Below are 21592 nucleotides of genomic sequence, written 5' to 3'. Positions count from 1 at the left end.
TATTACGCGTGAAAGCTATCCTTTTTCTTTTGAGATTAAATTACGTTGTTTTTTAATTCCCCCCGCCAGCAAGAGGCAAAGAAAAAGTGATTTTAAATTATCATCCCAAGCGTTGATTCATTTATAATGATGATTTAACCGATCTTGTAGGAAAAACATCAGTTTTTTCTTTGCCAGTCAGTGTGATGAATCCTGTGATTAATAAACAATTGACGTAGTTAGGTGACAATAAAGAAATAATGCTCCATTATCCCAAAGGTTATCAAATTCATATGACCGCTGAAGGTATTGGAAATTTTATTGCTCGGTCTTGTTGGTCTACCCACATCCCATAAAATTGGCGCAGTACGTTGATGACCTATGTGTAATCGTGTTGTTTGGCAATTATTAAAGGTGTGTTGTCGCATTTGGTAGTGAGCCACTAAATCGGCTCCCGCCATAATCAGTAAGGGGAATAACATCGGGGAAATTGTAGAGCGCAGCAAAGTGCAAAGGCCGAATCTGAGCTTCGTCTTCAAAATAATTTGGGTCAGCTCCATTTTCTAACAAGCGTTTGACGGTATGAAAATTATTGCCGATTACGGCGTTAAGCAGTTCTTTATTAATAGAATTATCCACTATTAATTCCAACTCTATAACGTGCGAAATCGAAATCATCACATATTATTAGTCCAAATCAGAGGTCCTTTTCTAGAAGGAAAAGACGCTGTCGTGTATTCTATGCCCATGAAAAATTCAGATCAAATTATACGCACGCGTTTTGCACCCAGCCCTACCGGCTATCTTCACATCGGGGGTGCGAGAACAGCCCTGTTTAGTTGGTTATTTGCAAAGCAACATCAAGGGACCTTCATTTTGCGTATTGAAGATACCGACGTTGAGCGGTCTACGCAAGCTTCTGTGGATGCGATTTTGGATGGCTTGCGATGGCTACAAATTGATTGGGAAGAAGGGCCCTATTTCCAATCTCAACGGATAGAGCGATACCGAGAAGCCATTCAATACTTGAGGGAAAAAGAACAAGTTTACCCGTGCTACTGCTCCAAAGAACGACTCATTGAATTGCGTAATACACAGTTGAAAAATAAACAAAAGCCACGCTACGATGGCTTTTGCCGTGACAAGCAGCCCCGTCATACAGGTAATCCGTTTGTGATTCGTTTTCGTAACCCCACCGAAGGTTTAGTAGTTTTTGATGACATGATTCGCGGAACAATTTCTATTATGAATAGTGAGTTAGACGACCTTATTATTGCGCGTACGGATGGTACGCCAACTTATAATTTTACTGTAGTCGTGGATGATTGGGATATGAAAATCACCCACGTTATTCGCGGTGATGATCATATTAATAATACACCCCGCCAAATCAATATCCTGAAAGCGTTGGGGGCTGATTTGCCTCGGTATGCTTATGTTCCTATGATTTTAGGATCTGATGGTAAACGCTTGTCAAAACGACATGGGGCTGTAAGTGTCTTGCAGTATCGGGATGAGGGTTATTTGCCCGACTCATTGGTTAATTATTTGGTGCGATTAGGATGGGCACATGGTGATCAGGAAATATTTTCTCGTGACGAAATGATCAATTTATTTGATATTAATGCCGTAAGCCGCTCTCCTGCCGCCTTTAATCCAGAAAAATTACTATGGTTTAACCAACATTATTTAAAAACTCAAAGTCCGGTTTTAATGACGGAAGCATTGGCCGCACAATTAATCAAGCTGGGGATTGACTACCGGAAGGGCCCCCCATTAGAGCAAGTTATCAGTATCCAGGTTGAACGTACCAAGACCTTAAAGGAGATGGCGGAACGGAGCCGGTATTTTTTTGAAGATATTATCGAATATGAACCAAAAGCGGTAGCAAACCATTTGCGGTCGGAAATTACTAAACCCTTACAATTGGTTCGAGATCAGTTAGCCCAACTCCAGAGTTGGGAGAAAGAGCTTATTCATCAAATTATAATTGAGGTTTCTGAGGCTTGTCAGTTAAAGTTGGGTCAGCTTGCTCAACCGATTCGTGTAGCTATGACCGGGGATATAATATCTCCACCTATCGATGCTACCTTGTATTTAATAGGACGAGATTCAGTCCTTCGCCGCTTAGATCGTGCGGTTGCTTTCCTGCATACCCCAACCTCCCATTAATAAGAAGTGTTTTGCCTATAATTAGTACGGTATGGAAAAGGAGGAATAATCATGGATGTTTCGTTATTTTTGGCTTTGGCGATTGGACTCTTATAATCCTGAGTTTATTCATGCTCATCCGGCATAACCACTTGATTAGTTTGATGAGGGGATTGACTAAGCATTAGAGCGTTATGTTTTTGATGGGTCTTATCACTCTTGTAATCAGAATTTTGATAATGGTAAGCCACAATATCTGGGTGAGGGTGACTGATTGGCGAGTGGTCATTACCATTATCGCATGCTTGGTTTTCATTGGTGGGATCATCCAAATTTTTTGTTTCGATGCCACACAAAATCCATTGCCAGATGGTGGCTAAAGCGGCCTAATTGGCTCATCGGGATTACCTCACCGGGGCAGCAATTGTCTATTTGATTTATTTGGTATTTATTTGTTTTTTTGTGTCAATGGGTATGTGAAATTCGATCCAAAATATGGCTAAGGTCGTGTCATCCCGAGTGAAGTGAGATAGGCTTTACTTACCTTAACCAATGCCGTTCTTAAAATGTAGTCCCTTTAGGAAAAGAAGGGTTCCTATTTATTGGCTAAACGGATAATAGTAGAGGCGACACTTACCTTAAAATTTTCTTTAAAGCGGCCGAGTATATTCAAGCGGCTGGAACGTTAGGGAATTTGGTAGTTTTCTCGCTGTGCTCGGTGGAGATTCAATCGAGAACGTAAACGTTTTGCATCAGTTGCGAGGATTTCGTCTGGTCGAAAGCCCCTTCTCGATGGTGGACTTTTTTCTTTCACTTCTCATATTTAAGGCCAACTCAATGAGCATCAGGATTGTTGCGATAACTTCGCAAAGTGGTGAATGCTTGAGTTGTTTGATAGCTGCTAATAAAAGAAGAAAATAATTATTTGTTTTATGAGCTTGTATTCTGAGGTTTTCAAAATCAATTTGCGCGGTATCTTGCTCAAATTGATAATGATGGTATTGACAGGTTGGGATAGTGGGGAAGCGTCCGATTGGCTATGACAGTTTAAAATAATGTGAGTTTGTAGGGATTTTAAGGTATGGCGAGGAATACCCGATTCAATAACGTAGCGCACAGCGGCATTAGTGAGTAGCCAATTTTGCCAAAGAAATAAATCATGGATTATGTTTTGATGAAAAAAAGTCCTAATTGACTGGCTATGGGAAGGAACCAGCCTTGACACCTTTCCATGCATTAAAGGGATAGACTGTATCACCGGGTGAGTGGTAGTTGTTCAACGTGATCAGAAACAGTAATTAATACATAGTGCTTATTAACTTGACAGCTTAATAAAGCTGGTGTGACAAGCATCCTTCGATCTAAAAAATAACGGTTCACTATTATACCAACCTTGAGGGTTTTTTGTGTAATCATCATTGGTAGCTTAAGGCGCGCTTCTTAACGAAGTGACATGCGCTTCATAATAATTTGGGCGCCGATGAAATTCGATAAGCAGACTACTTAAAGCAATATAAGAATCCTCTGGAAAAGAAGCCTGCCAGTATCTATTTTTGTTAGAATCATCCTGGCTGATAAATTGATCATCTGACAAATGACCATGAGGTAAGCCTTGTAAAATAACAATTCAAGGATATTAAAGCCGTTAGGCTGGAAGAATTTTGTCGCTTGATAAACAATTATGTTGTTACTATTATTCACGAATTTTTCGTACAATCGTAAAAGATAATTTTTGATATTGAAATTTTCCACCAAACGATTTAAGTCGATGGTTAACCACTATTTGTTTTGGGAAGGGGGTAATTTCAAACGATTGAATACGAGTCATCAAAATGGAAGGGGTGCAGGTGAAGTCAATGATATTGTAGTTTAGCTTCTCCATGATGAGCATTCGATAAATTTTTTTTGATATCTTTTTTTCGTAAGGTAGGACAGCCAATAAATCGTTGTTTCTCTCTAAAAATTCAACAAGATCAGGGTATTGAGAAAATACCATAACAGGATCATTGTTAGATCTGACTCTGTAATGCAATAAGGAACGCTCATCGTAATAAGGAATATATTTCAGAGCTGGGCTTATTGTGAAAAAATAAGCTGCTAATATTATTTATTTGAATTTCTATTTCCGGAGTATCTTAGTAAAAAAGTCAATTTTTATTAGGGATTCCTAAGGAATTATAAATAAAAATTTGTTTATTGGAATTTCCGCAAATCAATAGTTCATTTCTTAATGAAGGCGATTTTCTGGTTTCAAAGCCCGTCATTAAAGTTTTAGGATTATACATAATTTACAGCACTTCATTCCAAGAACAATAGGGTGTTATTGAATAGTAAGAAAATTTAGCGCTATTTTATTTATTTCGACATTTAATAGCTTCCTTTTCTTTTTCTGATATTCCGACACTAAAACGATTATGGATAATCTTAGGTTTAGGTTGCTTTTTTATACTAAAGGGATAGATGATATCTTTTCCAAAGAAACAATTTAGTTTCAATCATTTTTCTTCTCCTTATTTCTTGACGAGTTCCTACATTAAAATGGAAGAATTAATTTCATTGACTGCATTCAGTTCTTCCATTTTATTTAATATACGAAACTAGATAGAGTAAGGTAATATGTTGAAAGTAAAATATTTTTTACAATCACTGTAAGAAGTGGCTGAAGTAGGCTTGATGACAATTAACTTGGGCAACAGAGTATCTTTAGTGGCTGAGGTTAATAAATCACTTCCGAGCAGGTAGCTATAAGGTACCCGAAAAGGTAAATAGCGAAGTTCTGCGGCAGCCACTTCTACATCAAATTTACCTTGTTTAGCACAGATGGATGCTGGATTGATAATAAATAAACGTATTCCGTGTAAGAACCATAAAAAATTTTTCCGCTAATACATAGGCTTATTTCATACTCCTTATAAAAATTTTAAAGAGGAAAATGATTCCACGGAGTAATTGACAGGAATGAAAATGCACTAGATTAACGACGCTTATACAATATTATCACACCCAATTAAGCAAGATGAGTATGATGCAGCTTTCCTTGGACAGAAAACCATTGCATCCCATCCCAAGTTGATCAATTGAGAGTCCAAAATTTGCAAGTGGAAGACGGGTTTGAGACAGTAGGCATTATCGGAAGCTTACATTGGGCTCAGACCATGAGTGAGCTTATCAGAGCTCACTCTTTTCTTCGAAGGGTTGCATATGGAGGTATTATATTTAAAGACCCCATTTTTGCATTTATTTATACATATACCTTCAACACAGATAGAAGCGTAGTTTCAGAGTCAAATTTTTTGGTGTTTGCTAGATTTTTTTAGTCCACGTTTTTATCAGGGATGCTTCTAGCGTTTGTCTCAAATCCTATTGCTTTACGTGATTCGGTTTTACCTATAATCATAGAGAATAATCCCCCTTCGCCCATTAGCTTTAGTTCCAGATGGAGCAAATTAAGCAGGGTTAGATGAAAGTGAGAGAGAAAAAGCTTATAAAATAAATCCTCATTTGATTTTTCCTTTATCTACTAAGATTTTTACTGATCCAGTCAAAAATAAAGTGAAGAACTTGCTTCCTGTAGAACGAAGATGAATTGAAAGAGAAATTGATTTAAGAGGTAAAAATTTATTTAATCTAATAACGTTGAAAAAAAGGATTTACAACCTAACGAAGTATTAGCTCAAGAAGCTAGAGAATTTGTAGAAGATTATCAATAATAACGGTTGTTTTTTTAAGAACTCCGTTTAATTTAAAATTTACCAAAGATACCAGTTTCAATGATCTATAAACTTTTCAGACTTTAATGTCAACAATACCTAAGCCATAACTTTTTTATCATTCTTAATATTTCTTTAAAAATGTAATTTAGAATAAATCTTTTACTAAAATGTTTGTTATGTGTTAAGTTAGATCTGATGGGAAAATAGAGAAGGATTCCATAATGTAAATTAATTGAGCGAAGTTCATTGTAGTAATTAATAATACCTGTGGGTTGTTCCATTTGTATTGTATTTTTTAATTACAGAAAAATTTGAGTAAAAAGCCATGAAGAGCTTTAACTTTTCTATATCTAAATATAAATATTTTTGAAGTCACAGATTATCTTTATTGATTTTACCTTTTCAATTTAGGATATACTAATATTTATGATAAAACTTATTTCCTGCACGATAAGCTTGTTCAAGTTTAGCTATCATTTGATGATATTGTTGTTTTAGAGTTTTACTATTTGCGTTTGAAGTTCGCCAGATTTCATTAAAATGCTGGTTCTAAAAAAATTTTACATAAACTTCTTAAATAATCATAACTATAAATATTCTTATTAATTTTCTTTAGTAATCTTCATAACAACAAGGATTATCTCTCTAATATTAAAAAATAATATAAGTTACATTTCTGTAATTTTGAATTTCTTTAATGATATGGATTAGCCTGCGTTGTTATGATTAATTTTTAGGTTAAAAACTTAGTAATCTAATCTAGATTATTTTTTACTTATTTTCTTTAAATAAAACGTTTTTCTTTCATCAATCTTTTTTTCTTTTTTGATGTTTACAAATAAATATGAGGTTCTTGAAATCTATAAACGTAAAATTTTACTATGCTAACATAGTATTTATTCGAATGGACTATCTTTGATTTTCTCATTGCTAATTTGTAGCCTGCGTCCAGAAATTATATTTGATTTGATGGAATTATTTTTTAGATTATTATGGACTATTTGAAAATTGAGTCGTGTGACTTTCTGCAAGTTTATAACAGTGCCTACACTAGGGGACTAGTAAAATGAATAAATTATACCCGTAAGTGTTTTTTCCCAGAAAGATCTTATCGTGTTCGATAAGAATCAAGAAAATTTTGGTTTAGAATATTGATGCAGTTTCTTTCTTCAAACATCGTCTAATTTTCATTTAAAAAAGGTTGAAATTAGATACTTTCATTTTATGACGACAAAAAATTAATACTAGACTTAGTGAACACGTTCAATCGAGCAAATCCTAAAAAAACTTTCAGATTTCTATGAACAAGATGCGGTTAATCACCAAGTGACTCAGGAACCTCTAAAAGGTAAAGCATCCATCTATAAAATGTTTTAAATAAGAATTTGAAAAAGCTAAAATTACTTGTATATTAAAAATCTTTTTTAAGATAGTGACGAATAGGCTATTTTAGAATGAAAAGATACTTTTAGGCTTCAGAAGGTCTGGATTCTTTCATGTTGTTGATGAAAAATTTTTTTTTCAACGTGCCTATTGTATTGAGATAGATTATCCTTTTTTTAAGTAGAATAGGTTATTTCTTCCAAAGAAATAAAGAAAATAATAAATTGCAATTTTATTAATAGCAAAAAAAATTAGATTTATTAGATGGTTCTTTTCAAAGTAATAACGATTTCTGTCAAAAAATTTATTTGTTTGGAAGAATTCAAAATGACAAAACGATGCGGTCAATTTGTTGGATGGAAATTGTGTAAAGCGAGTGTGATTGAAAGTGTAGTTTTTTTAATGAAAGAAAAACTAAATAAAGCGTAATTTGGTGGGAGAAAAATACAGGAGTTTGGTCAGTAAAAAAACACGAAAGAAGAGAAAATGATCCTTGGTTAATTGCTAGATTTTTATCACCCGATGAAGTCCGCGCCATTGGTACTGGCCGCGTGCGGGTACAGAGGGATGTCTTCATAGCCTTATAACACACATCTAGACGTAACACACATCTAGACGTCTGTTGAGGATTAGACATGATGGGGCGATAAGGAATTCGGTAAGATGGACAATGGAATAGGCCGTCATTACAAGCCCTTCCAGATATGAAGCGCTGATTGAGTTAACTCGTTGGATTGTATTCGAATAGTTACAATCTTGACGTTGATTAAAAGTGGTGCTATAATTAAATATACAAAAATTCCTGAGAAGAGCGGGACTGTGTAGAGAGGACAAAACGAGGATATCCAAAAGTCGATAATGCGCTGGCGTAGCTCAGTAGGTAGAGCAACTGATTTGTAATCAGCCGGTCGTAGGTTCGATTCCTATCGCCAGCTTTACAATCAAATTTATTTAGCCTGTTTATAAGGCTAAGTTTCGGTGTAATTCCTGTAATTAAGCAGTTAATGTAAAGCAGAAAACTTCGCTTCGACGGTTTTATTTAGTTATTTTTTTTTTTTGAATATTTGATTGTCGACTGGAATACTAAATTAATGTCATATAGTATACTGGAATGGAACCCAAAAAAATAATGATAGGTTTAGATCGAATGAGGAGAAGCTTTTTAAATGAAAATGAAGCGCATTTTATGTTTTGGTGATTCGCTAACCTGGAGGGTTCAAAGAAATAAGGCAGCGTTTTTCGTACCATAAATCTTGGACAGAATTTCTACAGCAAAAGCTTGGGAAGGGTTATCAAATTATTGAAGAAGGACTGAATGGCCGTACCACTACTGTTTATGATGATATGTTTACTCTTTAAGCATTACGGTGTTGGCGTTACAGTGTTAACATAATAATATTGGATTCCCACACTCCTCCCCTCAATTTCGTTATTTTGATGTTAGGGAGCAATGATCTTCAGCCACATCGTTAGAATAATGCTAAGACAGTAGAGTAGCACGGGGTTGTGGGAAATGCATCGAAGAAATTATGAAAAGCATTGCGGGCCCCGGACTGTAAAGCACCAAAGATTTTGTTAATTGCACCACCTATCTTTAAACATCCAAAAAAAATCGTGGATATTGTTTTTATTAAAAACATAGCTTGAAAGTCGAGATCTTATAAAATATTTATGAAATGATGGTAAATACGTATAATGTAGAATTTCTAAATGCGGCTCAATACACATAGAGTTAAGCGATATCGATGCTATTTATATTAATTAAGAAGCCAATAAAATATTTGTGGCGCATCTTGATAAAAAAGTGGAAGGGATTTTCAATGCTGATTGACCATCAATAAATGATTATCGTAGTAATAAAGTGACATTGATTTAAAATACTTCGAAAATATAAATAGTAGATTAATTGGCTTTTGAATAAAAAAAACTATCAAGAATTTTTATAATCAGCTGGTCGTAATTCGATTCTACCTCTAAGAATTTGCTTAAAGTCTCTTTTAACTTATGTGGAAAGTAATTAAATCGTAGTTGAAGCTCTAAACGAATTGTAAATGATTAGGAAGTCATAGGAAGTGAGTGCTTCGTGTTTAAAAGGCTGTGGAGAACAAAATTGAGCGTCTTAATTTAAATAAAAACGTAGTTGAGCTTTTGTATCTTCTGGGAAAGTAGGCGGTTTACTTATTAAGAGCCTATTGTCCTACCTTAGGGCCCATGATTTAGATTGGACTGTAAATGAAGGGTGTAAATGAATTTTATCAAAAGAATTCTAAATTATCATTACTTCTTGGTAACTTTTGACAAAAATGGAAACGGAAGAAAATAGGTAGCGTTTTCTAAAATATTTCATAAAATTAAAATATTTGATAAAATATTTATAAGCTTCAGCGACTAGAAAAAATACTTCGCCAGTTCTATGATCAGGATGTATGCATAAACGACCAAACTCTAATGTATTGGGCAAAACTTCAGAAGAGAAATCTTCTAAATAAAGAAACTTGTCGTTATAGTAACTCTTACCTTGCTGAGCCATTCTGTAATCTTTGAAGCAAATAGCGCCTGCTGTTTTTTTTAGTTTCTTTTTTTATAGAAAATGATGTTTTAAAATTGGTTATTAAGTTCATGATATCAGCTGCCTTTATCGAATGTGGCTTGTTAAACCTGAAAAATTTCCCGTATGTCCACTTCTGTTTTCGCTAAAAGGATTCCATATTTATTGCTTTTATTTGTTAACCTGTTCTAGTTTATTATCCTCCAATAAAGGTTTGATTGGTGTTATTGAGGGCATATTGGACGTATCAATATCTTCTATTTTTTTTGAATAGTATTTTTAGGTTGTTCATTACAATATCTTTAGCTAAAGCCCTTAGGTGGGATTTTTAAAAAGGATGTTCGGTTCAATTGCCAAGTTAAATTTTTTATTTGTTCTTAAAATTATTTCGGCAATTACTAACGAATCAAATTTATATTGACTTAGATAACGAGTTAGATCCACTTTTCCGATAGCTAGATTTATATTAGCAATGTAATCTATTAAAAAATCTTCTATAAACTTAGTGTTTTTAGAAATAGGTGTTCCTAATTACAGGGAGAGGTTTTTTAAAAAAATATTCAGTTTAATAGTTTTCTGGGTGAAAGAGAATATCTCTTAATAAAAGATATTTTATATTTAAAGACTCTGTTTTTGGTAACTTTTTAGAAAGCGAATATTTTGAATACGTTAGTGAGTTGGATATTGCATACCTTTTACGTAAATTGTTTTTTTAATTTCGTTTTGGACATTGTCATGTAAGTAACCGTTTTTAATTGCTTCATCTTCACGGACTACCCCTACATAGATCTCATTCGATTTTTCGTCTCCGCGAGGTACACAGACAATATCAAGCTCAATGACTCAAGGAATTCCCGAATATAATAATTCTATTTGCTCTGGCAATGCTTTTTTGCCTGATGAGGTTACAATTACATTTTTCTTTCTCCCAGTGAGATGGTTAGGTAGTCCTGCTTATTAAAATGAACTAGGTTTCCTGTATTTAAATACCCGTCTTTTAATACATCGAATAAGAATTTCTTCTTCTCCTTGGCGATTGGGTTTATTGATATTAACTGTGATATTTTTTAAGTTTTCCTACTAAACCTAGATGTAGATTTTTAATTGGGTTAACGGAAATAGCTCCGAAAGTTTCGGTGAAGCCGTATCCTTCTCTAATGCTAAAGCTAAAAGCCGCTAAGTCCTGTAGAACTTCGGGATTCATTTTTGCACTGCCTGTGATGATACTATTTAAGCGGTTGCCGAATGGATCACAAATTTTTTTGAATAACTACTGAATAACTACTATTTATTAATATTAATTCCTACTATATTTTAAATATCTTTTCTAGTAGAGCTAATAAAATAAATCCATTTTCAAGTTAAGCGATTCTTTTTAGAAAACTCATTGTTTATGCGTTGATAAAATAAATTTAAAATTTGCAAAACTATCATTATCATGGTCGATTTTTCTTCTCTAAAAATTTGAAATAACTCCATGGGGCTTGTTACTGGAAACACAATCACAGGATAAACAGCTAACAAGGCTTCCAAAATCCCTTGTACAAAGGAAATACATGGTAGAAGGACAAAAACAGAGTGACCAAGTCTGAAGACCCCAAGTCGGCAATATTTACGCTGTGCCAACCACTAGCGATCTAGTGATTAGCACTTCGTCGGAGATCATTACTCCACAACCTTAAGCTCTAATGCTGGACGTTCCAGAAAATAAATATGTAGGCCACCTCATGAGCATTATCAGAAAAGGTAGGAGATCTGCGTTCTGCAAAATTTAATTTTTTAAGATTATGTAGCAAGTCGAAATAATGGTGTCGTGGTAGAAAGTGTATATTTTTGTATTGTTTCATTCGTGGCAATGACTGTTTTCAGATCAAAAAGTTTCAGATATTCAATAAGAAAATGATTATCTCATGAAGGATCTAGAAAAACAGCAGTTGCGGAAAAGATATTGTGTATCCAAAAAGGTAACAATTAATTGTGGTTGACTGGTGGCAAAAAAATGCCACCCGATCTTCGGGTGGAATCCCGGTATCGCGCAATCGCTCTCCTCCTTTTCGTGTGAGTTGGAGGAATTCCTTGTAGGTAAGCGAGTCTTTTCCACGAGGAGAGGAAAGAATGCGACGGGTGGGACGGGTGTTTCCTTGCTTTTCGATAGAGCAAAAAATATCGTTCATTTTCTGCTGTAAGTAAGCCTTGCCATTGAGGCTTTAAAAGTACAACTAAGAAATCAAAATATAAATCAAACTGGAAAAATTAGATAGTCTCAATTAGAGAATGATAATCATGAAACGCTTTAAATTACTCACTGAGAGTTTTAAGGATATCTCTATTTTCATAGAGAAGTGCGGTGATCCCTGAAATTATTATATAGAAATTCATGTAAAGGAGAAATACTTCCACTTATTAATCAACAAGATCGATTTCTATTTTCTGAAGAGCTCTTTCTTCTAATGGCAGCGAAATAACTCTTTTTTAATTTTCTATCAGATAGATAATCTGCCAATGTTATTCTGCAAGTCGAAAAATTGATTCCAGCCATTTTTTAATTCTAGACTAGATTGTGCATTCAATATAAAGAGATCTCAAGTTGCACGTTCACGAAAAGGAGCTGTAATAAACTTTGCATTTTCTGAGAATAGTTGACAGATATATTAATTTTTAATAATTCCGTTGTTTTAATTTAAATAACTGGCTCGAATAGGTAGAGTTAATAAGTTTTTTTATTGAATTTTGAGATTCCTTACTATAGAAATTTTTTTCCATTCTTATCAAGATTGGTTTAAAATTTGATATAGACATTTCTTGATTATTTAGAAGATTACAAAATTTTCTAAGAAAAGTTCTTAATCTCTTCTTTCTTTATGACGAATAAATTTTTCTTGAAAAATTAAAAATTCTTTTTTGATTAAAAAATCTTGTGAAGCATATAGTTCGTGGGTATCAGTTTTGGACATACGATACACCTGTATAGAGTTAAATTAAAATCAACTTCTGGAGATTTAAGTGGGCATCCGAGCGGGCTTAAAGTAGCCACGGTCCTATTAAATTTATATTAACTGAGAGAGGATTTTATACCGTATTTCTTAGTCCAGACAACTTGCAGTAAGAATATGATTTAAATAAAAAATTCCAAAAGATTCTGTTTGTTTTCTCATAATTCACAATCCTTTTGGCGCTTGTTGAAGTTTATTAGGGGTCGTGGATTTGGGGGTACCTGTAATTTGCTGATTTCTTGGGTTGTAGCACCAAACATTCTGCGAAAGACATTAAGATATTGATCTTTAAGTCTAAATTTTTACTAAGTTGTTTCTTTTTACTAAGTTGTTTCCTAAATATTTTTATCGCATTAGCTAGAATCAATGGAAGGGAAATTTGGCAATTAAGATTACTCATGCGCGGAGTCAAAAAGATATGTTGGAACAAAAATTTTTTACTGAAATTCAATTCGGAAAATATAAAAGACCATGTTGGGAAGCATTTCAGTCTCTTAACATTAAATTAATTAAGGATAGTATGTTAGTAAGGAACTTTTTATTCCTATAATGGATCAAAGAATTAGTAATTTTGGGAAAGAAAAACAAGAATATCTGCGTCATTATAATGCCTTTACTAAAAAAATAAATGGTGTAAAAGCAATAGTTGCACAATACTGGATTTTTTTCGTTGTTTTTTTAGTATGTTTTTTTCTGGAAATCTTTACCTTTACGAAAGAGAAAATTAATTTGCTAACGCCTATAATGATGACGGCTATGCTTACTATTTTTATTCATTATTTCTAAAGGAGATTTGCTATCCTGCTTCAATCTCGGTATATAAATATGCTTTTTTTAAAATCGAGAAGAAAGAGAGCTTTTCGAACTTGCTTACCGAATGGATAAAACTATTTAAGAAAAGCAATCTCATTTGATCTTTGAGTCCATTTCCTTCCCCTGCTACATTTATTAACCAAAGACGAAAGTTTAAAGAAGGGGATTAGAAGTACAGATATAAAATTTTTTGAACATGAGGCAATTTTGCAGGGTTTATTAAATACAAAAAATAAGTTATTTGATTGCGTTTCTATGTCAGCGCTTTTAGTATTAAAGTTGATTGAGAAAAAAATACCTTTTCTCATAGAGCGTGTTATAAAAATGGGGAAGGAATTTGATGGTCATAGTTATGTTATAATCAATCGTGATCCTAAATTGATCCTAAATTAAGATTAGCCAATTTAACCACCTAGAATGAGGACTGCTTAATTATTGATCTTTGGTATGAAATATTTATTTCTGTTACGGAAATTAAAGGCAACACAAGACTTTTTCTTAAAATATCTATTATTAAATCCTCAGGACAAAGTTACTGTAATGAATGAAAGTTAAGGAAGATAGTCTTCCTGAAGGCTACGAGAATTACCTAAAAAGTTTAAATAATTTATTACGTCAAAGCGGCATCGAAAATCCTATGGAAGTTTATCCTGACTTGATACCAAAATTAAGGTAGAAATTCCGATCATCAATCCGATGTGTAGCGGTATTCTACCTTAGTAGTAGGGCCGCTCAGGCAATTTTTGCTTGTTCCAGGCGAAACATCGAAGCAGAATATATGCTGATTAAAAAAGGATATAATATGCTTTAATTTCCCTCTCCTTTGCAATAGGAGAGGGAAATAGAAGGTAGGGATTTTTTTCTTACGTTAGTGCGGTAAGCGATTTTAAAGACTTACCGGCGTGAAAATAATCGCAGTAAGCTTAAGAATAGGTTGATGAAATCCAAATACAACATAAGAGCGCCATTAATGGCAGCTTTTCGTTGTTGGCTTTCTGTGAAAGCGCCACCAGTTTGAAAGTAGGCGAATTCAATCCGTTGAGTGTCGTAAGCAGTAAGACCCGAAAAAATAATAACACCAATGGCTGCGATGGTGAGCTGCATGGTATTTGAATGTAGGCTGGGGATTAAAAAGGCAAGTAAGATAATACCAATGATCCCAAATAGGCCCATGATACAAAAAGTTCCGATAGGGCCCAAGTCTCGTTTTGTAGTATAGCCGAATACACTCAAACCTAAAAATGCCACACTTGTAACGGCGAAAGTGTCAAAAATATTTTGTTTTGTGTAAGTAAATAAAATGACGCTTAAGGTAATTCCGGTTAAAACGGTGTAGAAGATATAAATCAATGTGGCTATTGTAGCCGTAAGTCGTTGATTCATCGAGGTGAGTCCGATAACCGCTGCAAATTGGGCGATAATTAAACCCAAAAATAATGCCGGCGTATGAATTACTTTGTTAAATACTTCGCCATGTGAGAACAAGTAATAAGCCACACTGGCTGAAAGAGCTAGCCCTAACACCATCCACAGGTAAACCTTACTCATAAACCGAGCAACGGAACCGCTTTGAATGCGCCTTTGGCTTTGGTGATAAGTATTCATTGAGTTTCGCATAGAATACCTCGTTTGGAAAAGATTGTTGAGAAAAAAAGATTGTCGAGATTATATAGAAATCATTATTCCCGTGCAATTTGAATAGGCTTGTCAGGTATTCTAGGCTCTGTTGAGTTTAGATAAGGTTCTTTCTGCTCGTTTTTGAATAAGGATGTCCAATGTGTTTCCTTCAAACGCGCTAGTTGATCTTTCGAGACTGCAATTTACAGTTACTGCACTTTTTCATTTTCTTTTTGTTCCCTTAACCCCAGGCTTAAGTTAGATTCTATTTGTTTGTCATGGAAGCAGTGTATGTAAAAACAGGGAATATTATTACAAAAATATGACTCATCCGGGTAAAGTTATTAGCGATTAACTTTGCCATGAGAGTGCTCACAGGCATCATACTTGAGTTCGAGTTTGGTCAAAATTTGGCCTATTTCTTGCGAATGATTGGAGGCAGTTTTGCCCCGGTATTCGTAATTGAGGGTATTATATTACCGCTTTTATGATAGAGGCTACAATGTTTGGGTTGTTCTTTTTTAGTTGGAATAAAGTTGGGGGAAAAGCCCATCTTGGGATCACTTTTTTAATGGCCTTAGGAGCGAGCCTTTCGATTGTTAATATCTTTTCTGCTAATAGTTGGATGTAGAAACCGATCGCACCTACTTTTAATTATTAAAACATGAGTTTAAACATGAGCTTGGAATTGTATAGTATTTTAGCCATTTATTTGAATTCATTAGCGCAAATTCGAATTTCGCATATTGCTTTTGTTGGATTTTTAACGGGCTCTATTTTTATTATCGAAATTAGAGCTTTCTATTTGTTACGAGAACAAGATGTCGAATTTGCGAAACGTTCTTTTACAGTTGGGGGGTGGCCTTTATTTGTGTTTTATCAGTCGCCTTTTATGGCGATCAGAATGGGTTACAAGTCGTTAAATATGAGCCCGAAAAATGGCTGCTATCGAAGCACAGTGGGAAAAGCCAAAAGCCACCAGCAGCATTGTATCTGATCGCTTTCCCCAATCAGAAAGAAGAAAAAAACATTTTGTTATCCCTATTCCTTATGCGTTATGCGTTATGCGTTATGCGTTATGCGTTATGCGTTATGCGTTAGTTAAGTCTTATTGCTACACACTCTCTAAATACCGTTGTTCCAGGTGCCATAGAATTGATGGGAGGATACAAACAGCGAATTGAAAATGGAAAATTCGCTTTTGGTACTACGGAAAAATTAATAGTGTGAAAAGCAATTGCTAAAGATCGGACTATTTATGATCGTTACAGTAAAGATTTAGGTTTTGGATTTTTGTTAGAACACTATAACTTAACTGTCGTGAAAGCGACGCCCAGACAAATTGAAGCAGCAACCAGAGACCCTATTCCCAACGTTGCAATTGCCTTTTGGGAATTTCGATTTATGTTTGGATTTTGGGTATTAATGACTTTGTTTCTGATTTTTTAGGTAATTTAGAGCGTATCGAAATACGCTTACTCAACATTGATTATTTTTACGCTTGATTCTTTGTGCGATTCCATTGCCTTTTTTGGCTGCTGAGTTTGGATGGATTAACGTGGATTCTATTTGCGGGAGGCGGTTTATTTTTGGTTTGGCCGGTACAGTACCTCATTTTCCGATTATTTTATTTTTTTATTTATCGTTTTAGGGCCTTTTTTTACGTCGCCCGGCCTATGATTATCGAAGAAAATTACCAAATCATATTTGGCGTCAGCTATGGGATTGGGCACTGTTTTATTAGCTCTATTGTTCCGATGTTTTTCTTTGGCGTTGCTTTTGATAATTATTTATTAGGACTTCTGATAATTATTTATTAGGACTTCCTTTTCATTTCGATCCTAATGAGATTTCTTCATTATTATACCGGCCGGCAGTTTTTTTATCTCTTCAACTTTTAATCTCTTCAACGGATTTGGTCTTTTATTGGATAGTGCTACCTGCGTTAATGGTATTAATCCACGGAGCAGCCTATATGCAGCGCTATACCGAGGGGAAATTGCGTGAATTAGGTCGAAAAGTCCACTATGTGATAGTATATTCTTATTGGCAATTACTTTCTCGATCGCCAAGCTTTTGATTACCTTCTAAATTATACTTTCATACCCTAAAGATACTACTATCTATCCCTTTAAATAATGTGGTTACTCGTTCTGTGGGAGCGTGGCTTAGAAGTTATAAAAATTATCTCTGAAAATATTTCGGACCGTTTTTTGCTTATTTGGGCATGTTTCTTTCTTTCTTTATGGGGCAATTATTTTCGTTGGTATACTTTCTGTTTTTGGTCTAGTACCTTGGCTATCTTGGGGCAAATTGGAACAGTAGGATTTACACTTTTTCCCCTTTATCATACCTTCCTCGAACAACCCGAGCCAAAGCCTAACCGTTTGGAATTCGGCCTCGAGCCAATATAGCTTAAATGTGACGCTGTATGTGGGGGTTTAGTTACGTTTGTCATTATCTTTATAGGGTATAAACTTTACGCTTATCACGTTATGTGGTCGAAGCAGCCTATCATGACCGAAAAAGATCTTGAAGAAAATAAACATATTTATTATTTATTTAGGGATCAATATGTTTTATGTAATTACTTCTAGATTTTTGTTGTTAGCAATAAGCTTTTCTTTCTATTTAATCTCCGGGTAGGCCACCAGATCGAACAAGGGCCTCGTGAGGAAACGAGTGATTAGATGAATAAAGATGATCCCTGGGAAACTGTTACAAGACCCTCCTTAAAAGAGGGAGAGGTGCACGTCTGGCGGGTGTTTTTAGATTGGCCCGATGAAGAAGTTAAAAAAGGCTTAGTTAATTTATCTATGGAAGAAAAAGCACGCATAAAGCGCTTAGTTAATAGTCAGCACCGACGTTATTATATCGCTTCACATTCAGCATTACATGCTATTTTGGCCCTATATCTGCCCACGCCAGGTACGTTGCGATTTCGTTACGATGACTATGGAAAACCTTACTTATTAAATGACGCCTCTTTATATTTTAATCTTTCGGACTCTCATACAGTGGCTCTTTACGCAATTACGACGAATCGGGAAGTAGGCGTTGATATTGAATCAATAAGAAGTAATATTCACACTGAAGATATCGCGGAACGTTTTTTTTCCCCCGATGAAATTGCAGCCTTTAGAAGGCTTCCTCAGAATCAACACTTAGAAGGCTTTTTTCGAATTTGGACTCTGAAAGAAGCCTATATTAAGATTATTGGCCAAGGTTTATCATTTGGTCTCAATCGGTTTACCACGAATGTTAATGTAGATGCTGTTAAAATGGATGGACTTCTAACCGTTGATGAGGATCCTAACTTGGCTAGGCAGTGGACATTATGTTCGATACCTAGTGCACCAGGCTATATGGCCTCTTTAGCAACCGAAGGCCCCATTAAAAAAATCCGTTATTTTGCTTGGTCGCTTACCGCTAAGCAATAATTGGCAAGAGGTGTCAGAGGCAAATTTCTTTATCAGGCTGGTTGACATCTGCTGTTTTATTTAAGTAAAATATCACCCTTGATTTTTTAAGTAATTTGTGGTTCCTGAAGCTAACTTACTCGACTAGCAACTTCAGATAAGTGCTACTCGAGTAGTTAGTTTTAAATTTAGAAAATAGTTGAGCTAGGGCAAGGATGTTCGAATGAGTAAGAGAGCGTTTGGAGGGGTTCCCGAGCGGACAAAGGGATCAGACTGTAAATCTGACGGCTATGCCTTCGTAGGTTCGAATCCTACCCCCTCCATGTCAGAAGACTGAAGACAGAAGATAGTAGTGATGCAGCTTCGCGAAAATAAAAGCGAAGGCACATTATTATCTGTCCTCTGTCTTTAGTCTTTTGTTCTCTAGTAAGCGGGTGTAGTTCAATGGTAGAACTTCAGCTTTCCAAGCTGATAGCGTGGGTTCGATTCCCATCACCCGCTCCGCCCACATAGCTCAGGCGGTAGAGCACTTCCTTGGTAAGGAAGAGGTGATCGGTTCAAGTCCGGTTGTGGGCTCCAGACTAAAAGTATCTAGGTTAAATTTTAAGGTATTTTTTTGGAGGTCATTTTTTTATGTCTAAGGAAAAATTTGTAAGAGAGAAGCCGCATTTAAATGTAGGGACGATAGGCCATGTGGACCATGGTAAGACGACGTTAACGGCGGCGTTGACGAAGGTGTTATCGGATAAGTTTGGAGGGGAAGTGCGTGCCTTTGATCAGATTGACAATGCACCGGAAGAGCGTGCGCGAGGGATCACGATAGCGACGTCGCATGTGGAGTATCAAAGTGACAAGCGCCACTATGCTCACGTAGATTGCCCGGGGCACGCGGATTATGTGAAGAACATGATCACGGGAGCGGCCCAGATGGATGGGGCGATATTGGTGGTGAGTGCGGCGGATGGTCCGATGCCGCAGACGCGAGAACATATTGTATTGGCGAAGCAGGTAGGGGTTCCGGCGATCGTAGTGTTTTTGAACAAAGCGGACATGGTAGATGACAAGGAGTTGTTGGAATTGGTGGAGATGGAAGTAAGGGATTTATTGGCGAGTTATGATTTTCCGGGCGATGAGACGCCGATTGTAGTGGGTTCGGCGCTGAAGGCGTTGGAAGGAGACAGTGGAGAATTAGGGGTTCCGGCGGTATTGAAGTTAGTAGAGACGATGGACGCGTATTTTGAGGAGCCGCAACGAGAGAAAGACAAGCCCTTTTTGATGCCGATTGAGGACGTATTTTCGATATCGGGTCGTGGGACGGTGGTGACGGGACGAATTGAGCGAGGGATTGTGAAGGTCGGAGATGAGATTGAGATTGTGGGGATCAAGGCGACGACGAAGACGACGTGTACGGGTGTGGAGATGTTCCGCAAGTTATTGGATGAGGGACAAGCGGGAGATAATGTTGGTATTTTGTTGAGAGGGACGAAGCGAGAAGAAGTAGAGCGAGGACAGGTATTGGCGAAGTCTGGGACGATCACACCACATACGACGTTTGAGGCGGAGATTTATGTATTGTCGAAGGAAGAGGGAGGCCGTCATACGCCGTTTTTTAAAGGGTATCGGCCACAATTTTATTTTCGCACGACGGATGTGACGGGGGAGGTATTGAGTCTGCCGGGAGATGTTGAGATGGTGATGCCGGGAGACAATGTGAAGGTGACAGTGAAGTTGATCGCGCCGGTGGCGATGGATGAAGGGTTACGATTTGCGGTTCGGGAAGGCGGACGTACCGTTGGAGCCGGTGTCGTAACGAAAATTATTGAATAAGATAAAAAAGAAGTTTAAAAATTATTGAGATTTAGAGATAAAGGCCAGTAGCTCAATTGGCAGAGCAGCGGTCTCCAAAACCGAAGGTTGGGGGTTCGATTCCCTCCTGGCTTGCCAATGTGACCCAAAAAAACAGCTTTAAAATAGCGAGATTAAACAGTAATTATGGCCCAACAAAATGCGGTACAAGACACTAAGTCGCGGTTCGACAGTTTAAAATGGCTTCTAATTATTCTCCTGCTCGCGGGAGGTATTGTAGCTAATTTTTATTACAGTCACGTTGCCGTGGCGATCCGCGCCGCTATTGGAATTGTTCTCGCTATTTGGGTACTGGTGATTGCTTCCCAAACCCAAAAAGGCCAAAAGGCGTGGGGTTTTATGAAGGGCTCCCGTACAGAGCTGCGCAAAGTCGTTTGGCCAACCCGTCAAGAGACTCTCCAGACCACTTTAGTAGTCGTGGTTATGGTGATAGTGACAGCACTTATTCTATGGGGTCTCGATAGCTTCTTTATGTGGGCTGTCGCTTGGATGACTGGGGAAAGAGGATAATTGATGATTGAAGAAAAAAAACGCTGGTACATTCTTCATACTTATTCGGGTCATGAGAACTATGTTGTTAAGATGTTAAACGAACATATCCGAAAAGAGGGTTTGGAACATTATTTTGATGACATTATTGTACCCACTGAAGAAGTAGTGGAAATGCGAGCGGGGCGTAAGCGTAAAAGCCAACGTAAGTTTTTCCCCGGGTATATCCTAGTACAAATGGTGATGAATGACAAAACATTGCTTTTGGTTCGAAACGTTCCCAAGGTATTGCGTTTTATTGGAACCGAACGGCCCGCGCCCATTAGCGACGAGGAAGCAGCGAAAATTTTACAACGTGTTAAAGAGGGTGAAACTAAGCCCAAGCCCAAAGTCCTCTTTGAACCCGGCGAAGTAGTGAGGGTTATCGAAGGACCTTTTACAGATTTCAATGGAGTGGTGGAGGATGTCAATTACGAGAAAAGCCGGTTGCGAGTGTCGGTGAGTATTTTTGGACGTTCTACCCCAGTGGAATTGGAATTTGGGCAAGTAGAGAAAAGTTAGGAGCATAGTTGAAAAACTCATGCAATTTTTAATTAATTGGGGAACTGAAAAGGCGCTTGT

General features: G+C 36.4%; 12 protein-coding genes, 5 tRNA genes and 2 pseudogenes. 13 read left to right on the top strand and 6 right to left on the bottom strand.

Going from position 1 to position 21592, the window contains the following annotated elements:
* Positions 1–387 precede the first annotated feature (387 nt).
* Complete coding sequence (locus CleRt_RS07065; RefSeq protein ID WP_371440228.1) at positions 388–618, bottom strand: ankyrin repeat domain-containing protein; 231 nt, start codon at positions 616–618, stop codon at positions 388–390.
* 108 nt (positions 619–726) lie between these two features.
* On the opposite strand from CleRt_RS07065, the gene gltX reads away from it, so the two are divergent.
* Positions 727–2151 (top strand): glutamate--tRNA ligase, encoded by a 1425-nt coding sequence (gltX, locus tag CleRt_RS07060; protein WP_048875823.1) that lies wholly within the window; start codon positions 727–729, stop codon positions 2149–2151.
* 104 nt (positions 2152–2255) lie between these two features.
* Here gltX and CleRt_RS10380 read toward each other — a convergent pair whose 3' ends face one another.
* Both CleRt_RS10380 and CleRt_RS07050 read right to left on the bottom strand, forming a co-directional pair.
* Complete coding sequence (locus tag CleRt_RS10380) at positions 2256–2486, bottom strand: hypothetical protein (protein ID WP_048875599.1); 231 nt, start codon at positions 2484–2486, stop codon at positions 2256–2258.
* Between the two features lie 1337 nt (positions 2487–3823).
* Positions 3824–4162: a hypothetical protein gene (locus CleRt_RS07050; protein WP_157870899.1), complete on the bottom strand. Its 339-nt coding sequence runs from the start codon at positions 4160–4162 to the stop codon at positions 3824–3826.
* 3926 nt (positions 4163–8088) lie between these two features.
* On the opposite strand from CleRt_RS07050, the gene CleRt_RS07040 reads away from it, so the two are divergent.
* Positions 8089–8161: transfer RNA gene (locus tag CleRt_RS07040), tRNA-Thr, on the top strand.
* A 1331-nt stretch (positions 8162–9492) separates the two neighbouring features.
* Here the strand turns inward: CleRt_RS07040 and CleRt_RS07035 are convergent.
* Both CleRt_RS07035 and CleRt_RS14325 read right to left on the bottom strand, forming a co-directional pair.
* Positions 9493–9783: pseudogene (locus CleRt_RS07035) on the bottom strand (GNAT family N-acyltransferase); the annotation flags it as partial.
* Positions 9784–10089: 306 nt separating this feature from the next.
* Entirely contained in the window at positions 10090–10227 is a 138-nt protein-coding gene (locus CleRt_RS14325) for an acyl carrier protein (protein ID WP_371440271.1), read from the bottom strand.
* 3089 nt (positions 10228–13316) lie between these two features.
* Here CleRt_RS14325 and CleRt_RS07025 point away from each other — a divergent pair.
* Positions 13317–13553: a hypothetical protein gene (locus CleRt_RS07025; protein WP_048875594.1), complete on the top strand. Its 237-nt coding sequence runs from the start codon at positions 13317–13319 to the stop codon at positions 13551–13553.
* Between the two features lie 921 nt (positions 13554–14474).
* Here CleRt_RS07025 and CleRt_RS07015 read toward each other — a convergent pair.
* Positions 14475–15197: a Bax inhibitor-1/YccA family protein gene (locus CleRt_RS07015; protein WP_048875592.1), complete on the bottom strand. Its 723-nt coding sequence runs from the start codon at positions 15195–15197 to the stop codon at positions 14475–14477.
* A 362-nt stretch (positions 15198–15559) separates the two neighbouring features.
* On the opposite strand from CleRt_RS07015, the gene CleRt_RS12505 reads away from it, so the two are divergent.
* The 10 genes and pseudogenes from CleRt_RS12505 to nusG all read left to right on the top strand — a co-directional run bounded on the left by CleRt_RS12505 (position 15560) and on the right by nusG (position 21532).
* A complete protein-coding gene (locus CleRt_RS12505) occupies positions 15560–15688 on the top strand; it encodes a cytochrome ubiquinol oxidase subunit I (protein ID WP_235378994.1) in 129 nt (42 codons plus the stop codon).
* A pseudogene (locus tag CleRt_RS12500) lies at positions 15685–16194 on the top strand (cytochrome ubiquinol oxidase subunit I). Before CleRt_RS12505 ends, CleRt_RS12500 begins: the two are co-directional and overlap by 4 nt.
* 1693 nt (positions 16195–17887) lie before the next feature.
* A complete protein-coding gene (locus CleRt_RS07000) occupies positions 17888–18637 on the top strand; it encodes a 4'-phosphopantetheinyl transferase family protein (protein WP_048875590.1) in 750 nt (249 codons plus the stop codon).
* 220 nt (positions 18638–18857) lie between these two features.
* Positions 18858–18939 (top strand) — tRNA-Tyr (locus tag CleRt_RS06995).
* Positions 18940–19046: 107 nt separating this feature from the next.
* A tRNA-Gly gene (locus CleRt_RS06990) sits at positions 19047–19117 on the top strand.
* A 2-nt stretch (positions 19118–19119) separates the two neighbouring features.
* Positions 19120–19195: transfer RNA gene (locus CleRt_RS06985), tRNA-Thr, on the top strand.
* Between the two features lie 54 nt (positions 19196–19249).
* On the top strand, positions 19250–20443 hold the full coding sequence (tuf, locus tag CleRt_RS06980; RefSeq protein WP_048875579.1) for an elongation factor Tu: 1194 nt from the start codon (positions 19250–19252) through the stop codon (positions 20441–20443).
* Positions 20444–20484: 41 nt separating this feature from the next.
* Positions 20485–20560 (top strand) — tRNA-Trp (locus CleRt_RS06975).
* A gap of 48 nt (positions 20561–20608) precedes the next feature.
* Positions 20609–20992 carry a preprotein translocase subunit SecE gene (gene secE, locus CleRt_RS10810; RefSeq protein ID WP_048875589.1) on the top strand — a complete coding sequence of 128 codons (384 nt, stop codon included), beginning with the start codon at positions 20609–20611 and terminating at the stop codon, positions 20990–20992.
* 3 nt (positions 20993–20995) lie between these two features.
* Positions 20996–21532, top strand: a complete 537-nt coding sequence (gene nusG / locus CleRt_RS06965; protein ID WP_048875588.1) for a transcription termination/antitermination protein NusG — start codon at positions 20996–20998, stop codon at positions 21530–21532.
* Positions 21533–21592 lie beyond the last annotated feature (60 nt).

It is taken from the genome of Candidatus Coxiella mudrowiae (assembly GCA_001077715.1).
GTDB lineage: Bacteria > Pseudomonadota > Gammaproteobacteria > Coxiellales > Coxiellaceae > Coxiella > Coxiella mudrowiae.
This window is presented reverse-complemented; position numbering and strand designations above follow the sequence as displayed.

Coding starts and splice junctions, on each gene's coding strand:
- tuf (WP_048875579.1), top strand. CDS start 19,250: ATGTCTAAGGAAAAATTTGTAAGAGAGAAGCCGCATTTAAATGTAGGG.
- CleRt_RS07015 (WP_048875592.1), bottom strand. CDS start 15,197: ATGCGAAACTCAATGAATACTTATCACCAAAGCCAAAGGCGCATTCAA.
- CleRt_RS12505 (WP_235378994.1), top strand. CDS start 15,560: ATGAGAGTGCTCACAGGCATCATACTTGAGTTCGAGTTTGGTCAAAAT.
- CleRt_RS07000 (WP_048875590.1), top strand. CDS start 17,888: ATGAATAAAGATGATCCCTGGGAAACTGTTACAAGACCCTCCTTAAAA.
- gltX (WP_048875823.1), top strand. CDS start 727: ATGAAAAATTCAGATCAAATTATACGCACGCGTTTTGCACCCAGCCCT.
- CleRt_RS07025 (WP_048875594.1), top strand. CDS start 13,317: ATGGATCAAAGAATTAGTAATTTTGGGAAAGAAAAACAAGAATATCTG.
- secE (WP_048875589.1), top strand. CDS start 20,609: ATGGCCCAACAAAATGCGGTACAAGACACTAAGTCGCGGTTCGACAGT.
- nusG (WP_048875588.1), top strand. CDS start 20,996: ATGATTGAAGAAAAAAAACGCTGGTACATTCTTCATACTTATTCGGGT.